This window comes from Rhodococcus sp. PvP016 (assembly GCF_017832185.1).
Classification (GTDB): domain Bacteria; phylum Actinomycetota; class Actinomycetes; order Mycobacteriales; family Mycobacteriaceae; genus Rhodococcoides.
Genome location: NZ_JAFIBH010000001.1, coordinates 197,552 through 213,247 on the forward strand (window position 1 = coordinate 197,552; position 15,696 = coordinate 213,247).

The window sequence follows — 15,696 nt, forward strand, 5'->3', positions numbered from 1 at the left end:
ACTCTATCGCCCGCCCGCGCGCGTGTGTATCGTTACACATCATGTCCACGGCACCTTCGCGCGCGAACACGCCCGCTCTGCTCGTCCTCGGCGCGACCGCGTTCATCTACGTCACCGCGGAGACGCTGCCGGTGGGCCTGCTCCCCGAGATGTCCGCCGACCTCGGTGTCGGCGAATCGGCCATCGGGCTGCTGCTGACCTTCTACGCGTACGCGGTCGCCGTGATCACGCTGCCGCTGATGGCAGCGGTCAAGTCGTGGGACCGTCGCAAGGTCGTCGTCATCACCGCCGGCGCACTGGCGGTGTCGCAACTCGTGTCGGCGGTGTCCGTCGGCTATCCGATGCTGGTGGGAGCACGACTGATCTGCGCGGCCACCCACGGTGTGTTCTGGGCCGTGGTGGCCCCGGTCGCGGCGTCACTCGCCGCACCGGGCAAGCGCGCGAAGGCGATCGCGCTCGTCTACGCCGGGACGTCGTTGGCACTCGTCGCAGGCAATCCGTTGACCGCCGCCCTCGGACAGTGGACGCACTGGCGCGTCGCCGCCGCGACGCTCGGCGTCGTCGCGCTGGCCATCACCGTCGCCCTGACCCGCTTGCTGCCCGCCCTCCCGGTCGCGGCTCCGGTCGCCACCACGGCCGGGTCGCATCCCGGGATCAGCCGGGTGCTCGTCCTGCTGTGCGGCATCACCTTCCTCGCCGCGCTGGGCCACTTCGCCGGCTACACATACTTCGCGCTCGTCGTCGGCGAGGGCATCGGCACGTCGGGGAGCGTGCTCTCGACGATGCTGTTCGTCTACGGACTCGCCGGCGTCGCCGGCATCTGGCTCATCGGTCGCACGTACGACCGCGGTCCGTGGCGCTCGACGATCGTCGTCCTCACCGCCATCACCACGGCGCTCGCGGCGCTGGTCTTGGCGCTGTCCACCGGATCCGGCGTGCTGGCGATCGTCGCCGTCGCCCTGTGGGGCATGGCCTTCACCACCATCCCGGTGTGCATCCAGTCCGCCGTCCTGCACTCGGCACCGGGCGGGGCCGCGGCGGACCGCGCGTCGGCGATCTACGTCGTCACCTTCCAGGTGGCCATCGCGACAGGTGCCCTGGTGGGCGGCGGCATCGTCGACGCTCTCTCGGTGACGGCGGTGCTGGTGTTCGCGGCCGTCACCATGCTGCTGGCCCTGCTCGGCGTCCTCGCCGGGCGGTCGGCCTTCACGGCTCCGACGGCTCCCGTGCCGGTCGTTGCGACCGCATCCGCTCCCTGACCTCACGCCAGGTCCTTGGCGAGATGCCCGCGTCGCGGCGGGTCTTGCGGCGGGCCACCAGCACACCCGTCGCCGCCACGGCCCAGACCGCGTACTGCGTGAGCCACGCGACGCGGAACGCCTCGAAGGTGTAGCCGCCCATCGCGTTCAGAATGGCGCCCATGGCCTGCATCACCAGCAGCGACGCGAGGAATCCGCCGATGTTCACCATGCCCTGGGCAGTGCCGAGCGCGACCGACGGATTGAACGTGCGCGCGTAGTCGAAGCCGATGGCCGACCCCGGACCACCGACCGAGATGACGATCACCAGGACGAACAGCAACCACGTCGGCGCGGGTCCGGGGAGAGCCAGCACCACCGCCCACATGAGAGCGTTGCTGGCCATGATCGCCAGCACCATCCACGACCGGCGCATGGGATAGCGCCCCGTCAGGATGCCGACCACGATGCCCGACACGATGGCCGACACCACCGACGTGGTGAGCAGCGCACCCACCACCGCGGACGACACGCCCTGCGCCGAACTGAGGTAGGGCACTCCCCACATCAGCGCGAACACGGTGATGGAGAACTGCGTCCCCATGTGGGAGAAGAAGCCGAGCCGGGTACCGGGCCGGGACCAGACGACGGAGATGTTGCGCACCGTCTCGCGGAACGTCACCCGCGGCGCACTGTCGGGTCCGGGATCGGGCGAGTTCGAAACGGCGAGGAACGCGGCCGACGCGACCACCACCCCGCTGCCCGCGGCCGCGCCGTAGGCGACGGACCACCCCCCGCCGTGCAGCAGCGTCAGGAACGGCACCGCGGACAACACCTGCCCGACCTGCCCGAAGATCCCCGTCAGCTGCGAGACCAACGGAACCCGGCGGGGCGCGAACCACTTCGGCACCAGCCGCAGCACCGAGATGAACGTCAGCGCATCACCGACACCCACGACGGCGCGGGCCGCCACCGCCACCGGCAGCGAGTCGGTGAACGCCAGGATCATCTGACCCGACGCCATCACCAGCGCACCCGTCACGATCATGGCGCGCGGACCCACCCTGTCGAGCAGCACTCCCGCGGGGATCTGCATGGCCGCGTAGACGACGACCTGCAGGACGACGAACGACGACAGCACCGACGGACTCGCGGCGTACCGATCCGCCGCGTCGAGCCCCGACACACCGAACGACGTGCGATGCAGGACTCCGACGATGTAGGCGAGGACACCTGTTCCCCAGACGATCCACGCGCGCATGCTGCTCAGTCTCCCGGGTAGAGTCCGCACCCATGACCCACGGTCACCACAACGCACTGCCCATCCTGGTGCTCAACGGTCCGAACCTGAACATGCTCGGAACCCGCCAGCCCGAGGTCTACGGCACCGAGACGCTCGACGACGTGGTCGCGCTGTGCCGTGAGACCGCGGAGCGCCACGGGCGCACGATCCGCGCCGAGCAGTCCAACCACGAGGGCGCCTTGATCGACTGGATTCACGAGGCGCGCGGGACTGCGTCGGGAATCGTCATCAACCCGGGCGGTCTGACCCACACGTCGGTCGTTCTGCGCGATGCTCTGGTCGTGCCCGAGATCCCTGTCGTCGAGATCCACATCTCGAACGTTCACGCCCGCGAGGAGTTCCGACACCACAGCTTCGTCTCGGGAATCGCCGTGTCGGTGATCGCCGGGTGCGGCGTCCGTGGGTACCGCTACGCCGTCGACGAGATCTGCGCCCGCACGTCCTGACCATCACGTCGGAAATGAGCACCATGGACCTCTCCCCCGTCACCAGCCACGAACTCGCACCACAGCCGCCGACGGGCGAGGGATTCGAGACCGCGTGGCCCATCCGCGCCGGCGACGTCGACACCGCCAACCGGCTGCGCTACGACTCCGTCGCCCGGTACCTGCAGGACATCGGGTCGGACAACCTCGACGCCTCCGGACTCGGGGAGACGGATCCGTTCTGGATCGTGCGCCGCACCGTCATGGACATCGACCGGCCGTCCGTGTGGCCCGAGCGGATCACGTTGCGCCGCTGGTGTTCCGGTCTGTCGACGCGATGGTCGAACATGCGCGTCGACATCACCGGGGACAAGGGCGCCCACATCCGCACCGAGGGATTCTGGATCAGCATCTCGTCGACCACGGGCATGCCGACGCGCATCTCCGACGAGGGGCTCGCGCTGCTCACCCGCACTGCGGGCGAGAGTCGGCTCAAGTGGAAGCAGTGGCTCCGCGATCCGGCCCCGGAGTCCTCGCTGACCGATCTCGCCTTCCCGCTGCGTATCACCGACGTCGACGCGTTCAACCACGTGAACAACGCCGCCTACTGGCAGGCCGTCGAGGAGGTGCTCGCCCGCGCGGAGTCCGGCGAGATCACCGGCGGACCGCACCGCGCGGTCATCGAGTACCTCTCGCCGATCATGGCGCCGGATCACGTCACGCTGCGCTGGCGTCGGCACGACGTGGACGGTGCACCGGCGGTGACGGTGTGGTTCATGGTGGACGACGCGGTGCGCACGATCGCGTGCGTGGTGGCGCGTGCCGGCGCGAGTGGCGTTTCTGCTCCTCTCGCCGACTGAGTCGGCGGGATCCCGCTCGCAGGGGGCGTGAGGGGAGCAGAAACCCCGGGGGCGGTCAGCTGGCCGGAGGCCGGAGGCTGGTCGCCTACTGCCAGGGCAGCCCGTCGAGCCAGCTCAGCACCATCGTCTCGTAGGCGATGCCGAAATCGAGGGTGGCCGCGGCGTACGGATCGTCGAGCGCGGCGTCCTTCTGCTCGCGATACCGGCGCAGGTTCTCCTCGTGCGTGCTCCGGTGCGCCGCCACCGCCTCGCTCAGCACGGACGCCGGCACGTGCTCGCCGAAGGAGATCATCAGCAGCAGCGGATGACGAATGACCTCCGGCTCGGGGAGCACCGAAATCCAGGCGGCGAACTCGGCTCGCCCCGCGTCGGTGATGCGGTACGGCTTGCGATCACGCGCCTGCGTCTCGAGTTCCTCCACGAGTCCGGCGCGGGCGAGGCCGGAGAGTTCGCGGTAGACCTGAGAGCGCGTGACCGTCCAGAAGCCGCCGATGCAGACCTGCGCCGTGGCGACGAGGTCCCATCCGGACATGGGCCCGTTGTGCAGGAATCCCAGCAGAGAGGCCGCCGTCGCGTTGACGGTGGTGCCACGAGTGTCGGCCATGACGTCATCGTCCCACACCTTGACAGTCCACAGTGGACGGTGCAGTCTGAGCTCGGACATTCCACAGTGGACTGTCGACCCCGATCTCGACCACCCCGACGAATCGAGCGTTCGATGACCGCACCGCAGACACACGAGCAGGCACTCGCACTCCTCACCGCCGCGGTGGGAGACGGGCGCCTGACCCTGGACGAGTTCGACACCCGCTCCGCGGCCGTGGTCTCGGCCCGCTCCGATGCAGACCTGGCCGCCGCCACCGCCGATCTGCATCCAGCGCCGTCCACACCCGGACATCCGACGACCGTGCCCGCGGCCGCGTGGCTGCGGTGGGCGTCGGTGGTCGCGCTGTGCAGCGCGATCTACGTGATCACCTGCGTCGCCTCGGGATCGATGCTGTACCCCTGGCCCGTCTGGGTGGCCGGGCCGTGGGGCATGGTGCTGCTCGTACACAGCATCGCCGCGGCGACACAGGGCCTCGGCACCGTCAGCTGCGGCGCTGCAGTCGCACGGGCTGCCCGTCCTTGGGGTACGGCAGGGAGGTGAAATCGATCGGTGTCGCACGATCGGCCGGCACCGACCACGTGTGGTGCCGCAGGAGGTGGTGCAGCACCATCGTGATCTCGATGGCCGAGAAGAACTGACCCAGGCACGTGTGGACCCCGCCGCCGAACGGTTGCCACGCGAACTTGTGCGGCAGCGCGCGACCGTCGAAGCGGGTGGGGTCGAAGACCTCGGGATTCGACCAGTAGGTGGGATCGTGATGCGTGTAGTGCGGCGTGGCCACCACCATCACGTCGGCAGGCACGTGATGGCCGCGGATCACCGTGTCGCGCACCGTCCATCGCGCCATGGTGGGCAGCGGAGCGAGCATGCGCAAAGATTCCTTCATCACCGCGTCGAGCGCCGTCAGGCCCGCCCGCGCCGCGGGTGCGGACACGTCGGGGCCCGCGGCCAGCGACTGCCGGCGACATTCCTCCTGCCACTCCGGGTGTCGGCCGAGCTGATCGACCATCGTGGAGATGGTGATGGTCGACGTGTCGTGTGCTGCCATCAGCAGGAAGATCATGTGGTCGATGATCGCGTCGTCGGAGAAGCGCTCGCCGTCGTCGTCCTCGAGGTGGGCGAGCACCGAGAACAGATCTCGGCCGTCGCCGCGCCGCCGATCCGGAAGATAGTCCCGCAGAAAGTCTTCGAGGAAACGTCGACCCTTCAGGCCCCGACGCCACCGTCCACCGGGCACGTCGAGGCGGACGATGGACGTCGCCGCCTGCACACAGTCGACGAACGCCTTGTTGACGGCGTCCAGCCGGGTGTCACCGTCGCGCACGCCGCCCATGAACACCTCGGTCGCGAGCCCGAGCGTCAACGACTTCACGGCGGGGTAGACCTCGAAGTGCTCCGACGAGTCCCACTCCTGCACGGTGCGGGCGATCAGCGGTTCCATCGCCGCGGCATAGGACGCGAGGCGGTCCTTGGTGAACGCCTGCTGCAGCAGGCGCCGGTGGTGGCGGTGCTCGCCGAGGTCCATGAGCATGAGCCCGTTGTCGAAGAACGGCCCGATGAGCGGCCGCCAGCCGAGTGCGTTGCTGAATGCCTTGTCCCGGTTGGTCAGGATCTCCTCGCACCCGTCGGCGCCGAGCACCAGCACCACGCGCCGGCCCGCCATCGTGTGCCACGAGACCTGCCCGTAGCGCCGCTCCTGCTGCCGCCACAGGGCGAGGGGGTCCCGGATGTACTGCATCGAACGGCCGACGTAGGGGATGCCCGCGCTGCCCATGACGGGACGGAGATCGGAGCCGAGCGGTGGGGCGGCGAGCGCGTGAGCCATGGGGCCTCCTGAGTATCTGACAGGACATCCTGTCAGATGTAGTGTGCGTCACAGGAGAGGCACTCGTCAAGACCTGCGAGACTGACGGCATGGCGGAACCCGCGAGCAGGACCTACGGCGGAGTGGACGCGGCGGACCGCGCCGTCCGCCGCCGGGCCGCACTTATCGAGGCGGGCCTGGACCTCATGTCCTCGGTGGGCACCGACAAGACCACGATGACCGCGGTCTGCGCGGCCGCCGGGCTCACCGAGCGGTATTTCTACGAGAGCTTCCGCACCAAGTCGGACCTGCTGCTCGCCGTGCTCGACAGCGTTGCCGACGAGGTGAGAGGCGCTGCGATCCACGCCGTCTCGTCGACGGACGGAGACGTCGCCGACCGCGTGCGGGCCGCTCTGAGCGCCGTGGTGTCGATCATGCTGTCCGACCCCCGCAAGGGCCGGATCGCGTTCGTCGAGTCGATGGCGTCACCGACCCTGCGAGCTCGACGTCAGGCCACCATCGACGCCGTCGCGGACGTGGTCGTCGAACGCTCGCACGAACTCTGGGCCGACCGTGCACTCCCGCCGCCGCAGGACCGGCTCATGGCGTTGATGTTCATCGGCGCCTGCTCCGAACTCGTCTCCGCCCGGTTGCAGGACCACATCGGTGCGACCCCCGACGAGATCGTCGATGCTGCGACGCAACTGTTCCTCACCGGAATGCTGCGCCCGACGAGCTGACTCAGAGATGGCCCTTCAACAACAGGTGCCAGTACGTGAACGGCAGGCCGAACCGGTCGCCCGCCCACGAGAGCCGACGGGGCTTCAGCGGGTCCAGGAACGACGGCAACGACGACGTGATCTCGCCGGTGCGATCGAACTCGGCCGCGATGAGTCGCCGCGCGTCCACCGGGATCGGCGCCACCGTGTAGCCGTCGTACTCCCCCAGCGCCTCGTTCGATCGTTGCGCCAGCACGTTGTCGACGAGGATCGACACCTGGCGCCGTAGTCCGCCGCCCGAGGGATCAGTGTCGATGGACGCGCCGTCGCCCACGGCCCACACGCCCTCGTGTGTGCGGTGCCGGAAGGTCCGCGGATCCACGTCCACCACTGCGTGCGTGCCGGGATCAGCGCTTGCCAGGCCGGTCTCCTCGACCCACCGCGGTCCGCGGTAGGGCGGCACCAGATGCAGCATGTCGTAGCCGATCCGCTCGGTGCGACCGTCCGCGCCGGTCACCGTGATCGATCGCTCGCCCGGCGCGAGCGCCGTCACGGCGGTGCGGTGAAGCACTCGGACATCCAGCTCCCGCAGGTACTTCCGCAGCCGGGCGTCGAGCGCCGGCACTCCGACCAAGTCCGGGCGGTCGACCACCAGCGTCATCGACGGCGCCGCACCCACCTTCCGCCAGTGCGCGGCGGCGAGGAACAGCGGCTTGATGGTGGTGCCGGTGCAGCTCACCGGCGCACGAGGAACCGTGAAGACGGCGTGCCCGTCGGGACGCATCGTCTGCACGAGGTGCCAGGTACGCGTCGCCTCGTCGAGGTAGTTGCTCGCCACCGACGACGACGCGAGTGCCGCGTCGATTCCGGGCAGTGCGTCGTGATCGGGCACGAGACCGGATCCCACGACGAGGTCGCGGTAGCGCACCTCCGTGCCCGACTCGGTACGCACCGTCCGCGTCGCGGTGTCCACCGAGACGACACGCTCCTGGATCCAGGTGCAGCCCTTCGGTGTCACCGAGCGCTGCGAGCGCTGAGCGGAGGCGAGGGACGCCTGTCCGCCGCCGACGTAGGACAGGAGCGGCCGATAGGTGTGGACCTCCTGCGGTTCGATGACCACCACGTCGGAAACGCCCTTGTTCAGGAAACGGGCGGCGGCGCTGATGCCCGCGTTGCCCCCGCCGATGATGACGATGTCGTGATCGGTGGTCATGGTGCCTCCGGTGTCCTGTGATTCGGATGGTTCGGGGGTCTCACCACGACAGGTCCGGCTGATGCGGACCCGCCGCGATGCCGACCTCGTCGGCCGGTGCGTCCGTGATGCCGAACAGGTCGGCGAGGGCCTGCTGCGGGGTGCGATCCAGTGCGTCGGCCCACCGGCGGGCCCGGCGCACGGCGCGCCACGACCACCACTCGAGACTGCCGCCCGGTACGGCCGACCGCACCAGACCGGGGCCCTGCGCGGGCGTCGACGCCTCCAGCGTCCGCGCTGCATTCGGTGCCAGGACGACCGGACCGACGATGTCGAGCCCGAAGCGGCTGCGCCGTACGTCGTCGTCGCCGGGGACACCGAGGCGGATTCGCGGGTCGTCGGTCCGCCACGACGCGACGAGATCCGCGGCGTCCGTTCCGTCCACCCACACGGTGACGTCCCCCTGCGCGAGCACCGATCCCACCGTCGCCAACAGCGATGCGGCGCTGTGCCCGTCGGTGTGCACGACGGCCGTGAGGTCGGGAACGGCGTATCGGACGCCGTGGGTGCGCGCCGCGGGGTCGGTGACGAGGGGAAGCAGGGACAGCGCCTCCGCGTTCTTCTGCTCGGTGCGTTGCTCACCGGGTCGGCCGGCCCAGTCGGGACCGTCGTGCCAGGCGACGGCGTCCGGCACGTGCGCGATCAGGGCGCCGGCGAGGTAGGCGCGATTGGCCAGCTCCCAGTCCTCGCCGCCGTATCCGTCGAACGACTCGTCGAAGCCGCCGATCTCCTCGAAGAATGCTGCGGTGCAACACATCACCGCGCTGATGACGTGGCGATAGGAGCGATGATCGGCATCGAGCAGATCCCGCGAACCGCGATACGCGTCGATCAACCAACGCGGCTCCTCGAGGATCTCGTCGTCCGGTCCCGGAAGTCGGCCCAGCGCGGTAAGGTCCGCGTGACGCCGTCGACCGACGGTGAGTGCATCGGGAACCAGCGACGGCAGACGCACGAGCGCCTGGACGTACCCGGGCTCGGGAACCGTGTCGGCGTCGAGGAAACAGAGCACGTCACCGGACGCGGCACGGGCCCCGAGATTGCGCGCCGCGGCGGCGCGGAAGCCACGGTCCTCCTGCGAGACCACCGTGACGTCGAGCGCACTGCGGACGAGCGGCGCCGTGGCCGAGCCGTCGTCCGCGACGATCACCTCGAATGCGCGGTACGTCTGCTGCTCGAGAGCCGCGAGAACCAGATCCAGCGACCGTTGCTGCTCGTAATAGGGCACGACGACGCTGACCAGCGGGCGCGGAGCATCGATGTCGCGCAGCAGGTCCCACCTGTTGCCGGGCACCGCGTGGCCGAGCGAGGTGGGGACGGCGGTGGTGATCACGCGTGCACCACGGCCGACTCCGCGAGCGCCGCGTACACCCGCACGTGCGCGGCGCCCACCTCCGCGCTGGTCGGATGGGCGATCACACCCTTCTCGAGCCACGTCGACGCCGGCTCACGCACCGCGTCGGCCAGCGCCTCGGCGAGACGGTCCTCCTCGTACAGGGTCACGGTGCCGGGCGAGCGCCGGGCGAACTCGCGGGTGTACGCGCCGGCCACCACCAGCGGTCGACGGCCGTGCTCGATCCAGGTGTTGATCGACCCCGACGCGGACATGTGCCGGTGATGCGCCACGGGAACGGTGACGCGGCCGAGTTCGACCGGAAGGTCGGCGTCGTCGATGTAGCCGGTGACACGCACGGTGGTGCCGTGTGCCGCTGCGGCCTCGGCCAACTCGTCGACCAGATGATCGTGTCCCGGAGACGGTGTTCCCAGTGCCCGCAGGTGCGCGCCCGGGGGCAGCGCGTCCAGCACCTCGGCGTGTCCCTTGCCGGGGTAGAGGAACCCGAGGACGCCGACGGTCACCTCGTCGCTGCTCGTGCGGACGCCGGCCCCCGTCGCCACCGGAAGTGGAATCACGACGGACGGCTCCGGCGTCTCGATTCCGGCCGCGCCCACCAGGTCTCGCTCGTGCTCGCTGCTGACGATCACCGTGTCCGCGCACGCGACCACCCGTCGGTAGCACTCGACGCGCGCGGACGCGGATCGGCCGTCGGACGGCTGCGGCAGATCGTGCAGCGTCACCACGAACGCGGAACCCGATGCGTGGATGCGCCGCGCCAGGTCCTCGACCACCGCGGCCGCAGCCGTCGCCGGTGACCCGAACAACCGGTCCGTCACGTGCAGGTGCACGACCTCGACGTCCGGAATCGCCGTGACGTCACTCGCAGACTCGTGGCGCAGGAGCGTCGAGTCGAGACCGGCGTCGGTGATGCCGTCGCGGATGCGCAAGGCGAACTGCACCACCCCGTGCCGATCCGGACCGATGACGAGATGCGCGACCGACGTCACGAGTCGACCTCCGGCAGCAGCAGCGACAGCGTGTCCGCGTGTCGGGTGAGTGCCGCGTCCACGAACGCAGGATGCTCTGCGTACCACTGCAGTTGGCGACGGTGAATCTCCTCGGCAGCGACGACGGAGCCGCCGATCACCCAGTCCGGTCGGGGCGCGGCGCCGAGGTCGAGCGCGTCGATGACAGCGGACTCCAGCGGTGTGTGCACCGAATCGAGCAGTACGCGGCCGGGATCCGCCGCCGCAGCGTCGACACCGGCCGCCGACAGGATGCGCGTGGCTAGTTCGAGCAGCACCGGATTGCCGGGGTGGTTGATCGTGTGTGCGGCGTCCGCTCCGTTGGCGGTCAGGACGTCCGAGATCGCGACGTCGCAGTCCCGGCGCTCGCGTCGTGCGAGTTCGGCGATGCTCGCCTCGGCGTTCGCACGCAGCGCCTCGGGGGCAACGGGAGCGGCGCGCCACTCCTCGGATGCCACCCTGCCCGCGGCCACGAGCACCGTGCGCAGATCGTGGTACGGAGCGCCGGCGGGAGACGCCGACGGGTCGCTCGGGTGCCGCACGATCACCTGGAACGGGTACAGCCCGCTGTAGCGGAAGACCGGCCACCGCACGACTCGGGCGTGCTCCGGCAGCATCGACGCCACCTGGTTCGTCCCGATCGGCAGGTCGCGGTAGTCGTCGCGAACCGGCTGCGCCAGCAACACCGAGGCCCGGCCGGCCAGCTCGGCGAGGTGCCGCACGTCGGCCGAGTCGAGCTCGTGCACCGGCGGCATGCGCACGGTGCGGAACGGCGCGTCCGGCACCTGGTCGAGCATCACGCGTACGGCCTCGGCCTGGCAGTTCCCGAGCACGATCCACAGTGGTGGATCGTCGGGCACCGGGTCGAGACCGTAGAACTCGCCGTAGTGACGCGTCCGGCCGTCCGGCTCGGTCGACGCAGAGAGAGGCATGGTGTCGGGCTACCCGCGCAGCGCCCGGGCGAAGCGGTGAGAGACCTGCACGACACCGCGTTTGTGGACGAGCCCCCCGGGGCATCCTCGGTCAGTCGTGGTCCAGAAGGCGGCCCGATCCCTGTTCGTACACCCGTGCCGCCCTGCCCACCCCTCGGGCGCGCGCGTCTGCTCCCGAGAGGATGACCCGAGCCGTGATCGCCGTCGCATCCATCCCTGCTGCACACCCGTACGTCGCCGCTGTCATCGCCACGGGCGACGACATCCTTCTGCTCGACGATCCCCGGCCCCTCGAGGCGACCACGCCCGGGCAGTGGTGGCCGCCGCGCCTGCTCGAGCCCGACTACCTGCGCGCGCACATCGACGACATCGACGTGGTGCACCTGCACTTCGGCTTCGACGCCGCCACTCCGGACCGTCTCGCCGACGTCGTCTCCGTGCTGCGCGAGTCGTCGACCCCCCTGGTCCTCACGGTGCACGACCTGCACAATCCGCACTTCGCCGAGCTCGACATGCACCGGTCCCAGCTCGACGTCCTCGTCCCCGCCGCGGCCGCCGTCATCACGCTGACCGACCGCGCAGCTCGGGAGATCGAACGCCTGTGGGGCCGCTCGGCAATGGTGATCCCGCATCCGCACGTCGCACCGCTGGACGTCATCGCCGCACGCGACACCACGGCGCACGAGCGCGCCGTCGTCGCCGTGCACGCCAAGTCGTTGCGCGCGAACCTCGATCCCGAGGCGGTCATGGCGACCGTCGTGGCGGCCGCGTCGGCACGCGACGCCGTGGTGCGTCTCGACATCGACGACGACGTGTTCGACCACACGAGCCACTGGTACGCGCCGGAGCGCGGCGAACAGTTACTGGCCTTCCGTGATCACCCGGACGTCGACGTGCGGGTACATCGTCGATTCTCCGACGCGGAGCTGTGGCAGTACCTGTCCGAGATCGACGTGTCCGTGCTGCCGTACCGCTTCGGCACGCACTCGGGCTGGATGGAGGCCTGCCGCGATCTCGGCGTCGTCCCCGTCGTCCCGGACATCGGCCACTTCGCCGATCAGTTCCCGTGCCCGACCTTCGTGTTCGGACCCGGCCTCTTCGATCCCGCGTCGCTCGATGCCGCGGTGGGCGAGGCGCTGCGCACCGAGCCGACCGGCCCGGACTTCGCCGACTACCGGCGCCACCAGCAGAGCGCTGTCGCCGCCGAGCATGCCGCGCTCTACCGTGCCCTGTCCGCTCCCGTCGCCTCGGGCCGCGCGGACGGAGCCGTGCTCGTATGACGGTCGCCGCCGCCGCACGTCCACTGCGCATCGCCCTTCTCGGATCGTCGCGCTTCCCCATCGCGCAGCCGTTCGCGGGTGGTCTCGAGGCACACGTGTGGCACCTCGCTCACGCCCTCACCGAGCGCGGTCATCGTGTCACGCTGTTCGGTGCCGAAGGCACGTCGACCGACGTCGCGCACGACGTCATCGACGTCCACACGTTCCAGATGAGCCCGCACGCGCGGACCGAACACATGGGACCGTCGTGGGTGGTGCACGAGCATCACGCCTATCTGTCGGTCATGCTCGAACTGGCCGGGCCCCTGGCACAGTCGTTCGACGTGATCCACAATCACAGCCTCCACTACCTGCCCATCGCGATGTCCTCGATGGTGCCGGTCCCCATGCTCACGACGCTGCACACCCCGCCGCTCGCCTGGCTGGAGTCGGCGGCCGCGGTGCCGCTCAACCCGAACACCGGGTACGCCGCGGTGAGCGAGTACACGGCCCAGCAGTGGCTGCCCGTCGCGGGTCCGATCCCCGTGGTTCCCAACGGGATCCCGCTCGACCGGTGGCCGTTCGGCCAGGGCACCGGCGATCGCGCAGGCGCGGGCGAGTACGCGGTGTGGACGGGCCGGTTGGTTCCAGAGAAGGGGGTCGACCTCGCCATCGACGCCGCCCGGCGCGCCGGCTATCACCTACGCATCGCGGGACCGGCAGCCGACGACGACTACTTCCGGACGGCGGTGGAGCCCCGCCTCGGCGACGGCGTCACCTACGAGGGCCACCTGATGCAGAAGGAACTCGCCGATCTGGTCGGCGGGGCCGCCGTGGCACTGGTGACGCCGCAATGGGACGAGCCGTACGGGCTCGTGGTCGCCGAAGCACTCGCGTGCGGCACACCGGTGGCGGCCTTCCGTCGCGGCGGCATCCCGGAGATCCTCGACGACACGTGCGGCCGGATGGTGCCCGCCGACGACATCGACGCTCTCGCCGGAGCCATCGGAGATGCTGCACGCCTCCCCCGTGCGCACGCGCGCGCTCGCGCCGAGCGCATCTGTTCGGACGCGACGATGGTGGACAGCTACCTCGACCTCTACCGCGAGTTGCTGACGACGTCGGGGCGAACCGCCGCCGTCCCTGCATGATCGGGTACTACGTCCATCACCACGGCGTGGGACATCTGACCCGCGCCCGGTCCGTCGCACGAGCGCTCGCCGAGCCGGTGACGGTGCTGTCCTCGCGGCCCCGGCCGTCGGACATCGCCCCGTTCGCGGGCTGGATCACGCTTCCCCTCGACACACCCGACGACGGTGAGGCTCCGGACGACCCCACCGCTCACGGGGTCGTTCACTGGGCGCCCGCCTCGGTCCGCGGGATGACCGACCGCATGGCCGCCCTCGCGCGGTTCGTGGACGACCATCGCCCCCGATGCGTCGTCGTGGACGTGTCCGTCGAGGTCGCGATGTTCGTGCGACTCATGGGTGTTCGGGTGGTCGTGTTCGCGATGCCGGGAGAGCGCACCGATGCGCCCCATCAGCTGGCCTATCGCGTCGCCGACCGCATCGTCGCTCCGTGGTCGGCCTCGGTGTACCGGCCGGAGTGGTTGCGCGAGTTCGAGGACAGGACCGTCTACGCCGGCTCGATCAGTGCCCACGCCGATCGTGCCCGCGCCGGAACCGACCGCGACCCGACGTCCGTCGTCGTGCTCGCGGGCGCAGGGGGCTCAGTTCTCACCCCGGAGTACCTCGCCCGAGCGGGTGCCGCCACACCGACCCGCACGTGGCGTGGTGTCGGTGTGCCCGGCACGCCGTGGGTGGACGACGTGTGGCCGCTGCTGACCGACGCCGGCGTGGTGGTCACACACGGTGGGCAGAACGCCGTGGCCGACGTGGCCGCATCGGGTGCGCCCGCGGTCGTCGTGGCCGAGAGCCGCCCGCACGGTGAGCAACTCGCGACCACTCGCGCGCTGGGTGCCGCTGGGCTGGCGATCTCGCTCGAATCGTGGCCGGATCCGGACCGGTGGCCCGAGATCCTGGAGCGTGCCGGTGCGCTGTCCGGCGACATCCGGGCACGGACCGAGGTGGACGGCGCAGCGCGTCGTGCCGCGGCGGCGATCGAGGACGTGTGGGCGTGACGTCGGTGGCCGTGGTGACGATCGTGTCGGGGCGGGCGGGGCACCTCGCTGCGCAACGCCGCGGTCTCGCTCGCTCGACGCGCCGAGCCGATCTACACGTCGTGGTGTCGATGGGTGACCCGACGGTCGTGGACGCCACCGCCGTCGTTCCCCGCGTCGGCGACGCGCTCCCCCTGGCGCGGGCGCGCAACGAGGGTGCCCGTCTCGCCCTCGAGGCCGGCGCCGATCTGCTGATCTTCCTGGACGTCGACTGCATCCCGAGCCGCGAGATGATCGACCGGTACGTCCGTCATGCGCGCGACGGCGCCGTGCTGTGCGGGCCCGTCACGTACCTGCCCCGGGTCTCCGGTGGATATCCGGACGACCTGGACGGATGGACGAATCCCCATGCGGCGCGCCCGAATCCGGCGCCCGGTGACGTCGAGATCGGAACGAACTGGGATCTGTTCTGGTCGCTGTCGTTCGCGGTCACGGCAGCGACGTGGCGCACGCTCGGGGGCTTCTGCGAGGACTACACGGGCTACGGCGGCGAGGACACCGACGTCGGCCGCGTCGCGGAACGGTCGGGGCTGGTTCTGCTGTGGGTCGGCGGAGCGCACGCGCACCACCAGTGGCACCCCGTGTCCTCGCCGCCGATCGAGCATCTCGACGACATCGTGACCAACGCCGCCATCTTCCACGGTCGCTGGGGACACTGGCCGATGATCGGGTGGCTGAACGCTTTTCGTGAGCGCGGCGACATCGACTGGACACCCGAGGGCAGCAGCATCGCTCGCCGCCCGGTCGGGCACTAGCA

The 15,696-nt window shown here is 70.3% G+C and carries 16 protein-coding genes; 9 read left to right on the forward strand and 7 right to left on the reverse strand.

Translation table 11 applies throughout. The annotated features are described in order from the left end of the window. Positions 1 to 41 precede the first annotated feature (41 nt). The gene (locus JOE30_RS00670; protein WP_204868979.1) at positions 42 to 1,259 is read left to right on the forward strand and encodes an MFS transporter; all 1,218 of its coding nucleotides are present in this window, start codon (positions 42 to 44) and stop codon (positions 1,257 to 1,259) included. Here the strand turns inward: JOE30_RS00670 and JOE30_RS00675 are convergent. Then, the gene (locus JOE30_RS00675) at positions 1,207 to 2,499 is read right to left on the reverse strand and encodes a nitrate/nitrite transporter (RefSeq protein ID WP_204868980.1); all 1,293 of its coding nucleotides are present in this window, start codon (positions 2,497 to 2,499) and stop codon (positions 1,207 to 1,209) included. The two genes, JOE30_RS00670 and JOE30_RS00675, sit on opposite strands and share 53 nt — an antisense overlap. Before the next feature lie 32 nt (positions 2,500 to 2,531). Between JOE30_RS00675 and aroQ the strand changes: the two genes are divergently transcribed. Together aroQ and JOE30_RS00685 are read left to right on the forward strand one after the other, a co-directional pair. Then, positions 2,532 to 2,987: a type II 3-dehydroquinate dehydratase gene (aroQ, locus tag JOE30_RS00680; RefSeq protein WP_204868981.1), complete on the forward strand. Its 456-nt coding sequence runs from the start codon at positions 2,532 to 2,534 to the stop codon at positions 2,985 to 2,987. 14 nt (positions 2,988 to 3,001) lie between these two features. Continuing rightward, the gene (locus JOE30_RS00685) at positions 3,002 to 3,826 is read left to right on the forward strand and encodes an acyl-[acyl-carrier-protein] thioesterase (protein WP_371831690.1); all 825 of its coding nucleotides are present in this window, start codon (positions 3,002 to 3,004) and stop codon (positions 3,824 to 3,826) included. A gap of 85 nt (positions 3,827 to 3,911) precedes the next feature. On the opposite strand, the gene JOE30_RS00690 is transcribed toward JOE30_RS00685, so the two are convergent. Further along, the gene (locus tag JOE30_RS00690) at positions 3,912 to 4,430 is read right to left on the reverse strand and encodes a PadR family transcriptional regulator (RefSeq protein ID WP_156380457.1); all 519 of its coding nucleotides are present in this window, start codon (positions 4,428 to 4,430) and stop codon (positions 3,912 to 3,914) included. Positions 4,431 to 4,544: 114 nt separating this feature from the next. On the opposite strand from JOE30_RS00690, the gene JOE30_RS00695 reads away from it, so the two are divergent. Further along, positions 4,545 to 4,973: a DUF1707 domain-containing protein gene (locus tag JOE30_RS00695; protein ID WP_204868983.1), complete on the forward strand. Its 429-nt coding sequence runs from the start codon at positions 4,545 to 4,547 to the stop codon at positions 4,971 to 4,973. Here the strand turns inward: JOE30_RS00695 and JOE30_RS00700 are convergent. After that, on the reverse strand, positions 4,915 to 6,258 hold the full coding sequence (locus tag JOE30_RS00700; RefSeq protein WP_204868984.1) for a cytochrome P450: 1,344 nt from the start codon (positions 6,256 to 6,258) through the stop codon (positions 4,915 to 4,917). The two genes, JOE30_RS00695 and JOE30_RS00700, sit on opposite strands and share 59 nt — an antisense overlap. 89 nt (positions 6,259 to 6,347) lie before the next feature. Here JOE30_RS00700 and JOE30_RS00705 point away from each other — a divergent pair, with 89 nt between their 5' ends. After that, on the forward strand, positions 6,348 to 6,977 hold the full coding sequence (locus JOE30_RS00705) for a TetR/AcrR family transcriptional regulator (RefSeq protein WP_204868985.1): 630 nt from the start codon (positions 6,348 to 6,350) through the stop codon (positions 6,975 to 6,977). A gap of 1 nt (position 6,978) precedes the next feature. Here the strand turns inward: JOE30_RS00705 and JOE30_RS00710 are convergent, their stop codons facing one another. The 4 genes from JOE30_RS00710 to JOE30_RS00725 are packed head-to-tail and all read right to left on the reverse strand — an operon-like array spanning position 6,979 to position 11,501. Further along, on the reverse strand, positions 6,979 to 8,169 hold the full coding sequence (locus tag JOE30_RS00710; RefSeq protein ID WP_204868986.1) for an NAD(P)/FAD-dependent oxidoreductase: 1,191 nt from the start codon (positions 8,167 to 8,169) through the stop codon (positions 6,979 to 6,981). 40 nt (positions 8,170 to 8,209) lie between these two features. Continuing rightward, positions 8,210 to 9,541 carry a glycosyltransferase gene (locus JOE30_RS00715; RefSeq protein WP_307806011.1) on the reverse strand — a complete coding sequence of 444 codons (1,332 nt, stop codon included), beginning with the start codon at positions 9,539 to 9,541 and terminating at the stop codon, positions 8,210 to 8,212. After that, positions 9,538 to 10,551: a glycosyltransferase gene (locus tag JOE30_RS00720; protein WP_307806012.1), complete on the reverse strand. Its 1,014-nt coding sequence runs from the start codon at positions 10,549 to 10,551 to the stop codon at positions 9,538 to 9,540. Before JOE30_RS00720 ends, JOE30_RS00715 begins: the two co-directional genes overlap by 4 nt. Beyond that, positions 10,548 to 11,501 carry a WcbI family polysaccharide biosynthesis putative acetyltransferase gene (locus tag JOE30_RS00725; RefSeq protein WP_204868987.1) on the reverse strand — a complete coding sequence of 318 codons (954 nt, stop codon included), beginning with the start codon at positions 11,499 to 11,501 and terminating at the stop codon, positions 10,548 to 10,550. Before JOE30_RS00725 ends, JOE30_RS00720 begins: the two co-directional genes overlap by 4 nt. A 194-nt stretch (positions 11,502 to 11,695) precedes the next feature. On the opposite strand from JOE30_RS00725, the gene JOE30_RS00730 reads away from it, so the two are divergent. The 4 genes from JOE30_RS00730 to JOE30_RS00745 are packed head-to-tail and all read left to right on the forward strand — an operon-like array spanning position 11,696 to position 15,694. Beyond that, a complete protein-coding gene (locus tag JOE30_RS00730; protein ID WP_307806013.1) occupies positions 11,696 to 12,781 on the forward strand; it encodes a hypothetical protein in 1,086 nt (361 codons plus the stop codon). Continuing rightward, positions 12,778 to 13,911 carry a glycosyltransferase gene (locus JOE30_RS00735; protein WP_204868989.1) on the forward strand — a complete coding sequence of 378 codons (1,134 nt, stop codon included), beginning with the start codon at positions 12,778 to 12,780 and terminating at the stop codon, positions 13,909 to 13,911. Before JOE30_RS00730 ends, JOE30_RS00735 begins: the two co-directional genes overlap by 4 nt. After that, positions 13,908 to 14,900, forward strand: coding sequence for a glycosyltransferase (locus JOE30_RS00740; protein WP_204868990.1), 993 nt, complete (start codon positions 13,908 to 13,910; stop codon positions 14,898 to 14,900). Before JOE30_RS00735 ends, JOE30_RS00740 begins: the two co-directional genes overlap by 4 nt. Continuing rightward, a complete protein-coding gene (locus JOE30_RS00745) occupies positions 14,897 to 15,694 on the forward strand; it encodes a glycosyltransferase family 2 protein (protein ID WP_204868991.1) in 798 nt (265 codons plus the stop codon). The genes JOE30_RS00740 and JOE30_RS00745 overlap by 4 nt, the downstream gene beginning before the upstream one ends. The last annotated feature ends 2 nt before the right edge of the window (positions 15,695 to 15,696 follow it).

What these genes read in the sequence shown, in the direction of transcription:
- aroQ (WP_204868981.1), top strand. Translation starts at nt 2,532, where the DNA reads ATGACCCACGGTCACCACAACGCACTGCCCATCCTGGTGCTCAACGGT.
- JOE30_RS00675 (WP_204868980.1), bottom strand. Translation starts at nt 2,499, where the DNA reads ATGCGCGCGTGGATCGTCTGGGGAACAGGTGTCCTCGCCTACATCGTC.
- JOE30_RS00690 (WP_156380457.1), bottom strand. Translation starts at nt 4,430, where the DNA reads ATGGCCGACACTCGTGGCACCACCGTCAACGCGACGGCGGCCTCTCTG.
- JOE30_RS00695 (WP_204868983.1), top strand. Translation starts at nt 4,545, where the DNA reads ATGACCGCACCGCAGACACACGAGCAGGCACTCGCACTCCTCACCGCC.
- JOE30_RS00670 (WP_204868979.1), top strand. Translation starts at nt 42, where the DNA reads ATGTCCACGGCACCTTCGCGCGCGAACACGCCCGCTCTGCTCGTCCTC.
- JOE30_RS00705 (WP_204868985.1), top strand. Translation starts at nt 6,348, where the DNA reads ATGGCGGAACCCGCGAGCAGGACCTACGGCGGAGTGGACGCGGCGGAC.
- JOE30_RS00740 (WP_204868990.1), top strand. Translation starts at nt 13,908, where the DNA reads ATGATCGGGTACTACGTCCATCACCACGGCGTGGGACATCTGACCCGC.
- JOE30_RS00710 (WP_204868986.1), bottom strand. Translation starts at nt 8,169, where the DNA reads ATGACCACCGATCACGACATCGTCATCATCGGCGGGGGCAACGCGGGC.
- JOE30_RS00700 (WP_204868984.1), bottom strand. Translation starts at nt 6,258, where the DNA reads ATGGCTCACGCGCTCGCCGCCCCACCGCTCGGCTCCGATCTCCGTCCC.
- JOE30_RS00735 (WP_204868989.1), top strand. Translation starts at nt 12,778, where the DNA reads ATGACGGTCGCCGCCGCCGCACGTCCACTGCGCATCGCCCTTCTCGGA.
- JOE30_RS00725 (WP_204868987.1), bottom strand. Translation starts at nt 11,501, where the DNA reads ATGCCTCTCTCTGCGTCGACCGAGCCGGACGGCCGGACGCGTCACTAC.
- JOE30_RS00685 (WP_371831690.1), top strand. Translation starts at nt 3,002, where the DNA reads ATGAGCACCATGGACCTCTCCCCCGTCACCAGCCACGAACTCGCACCA.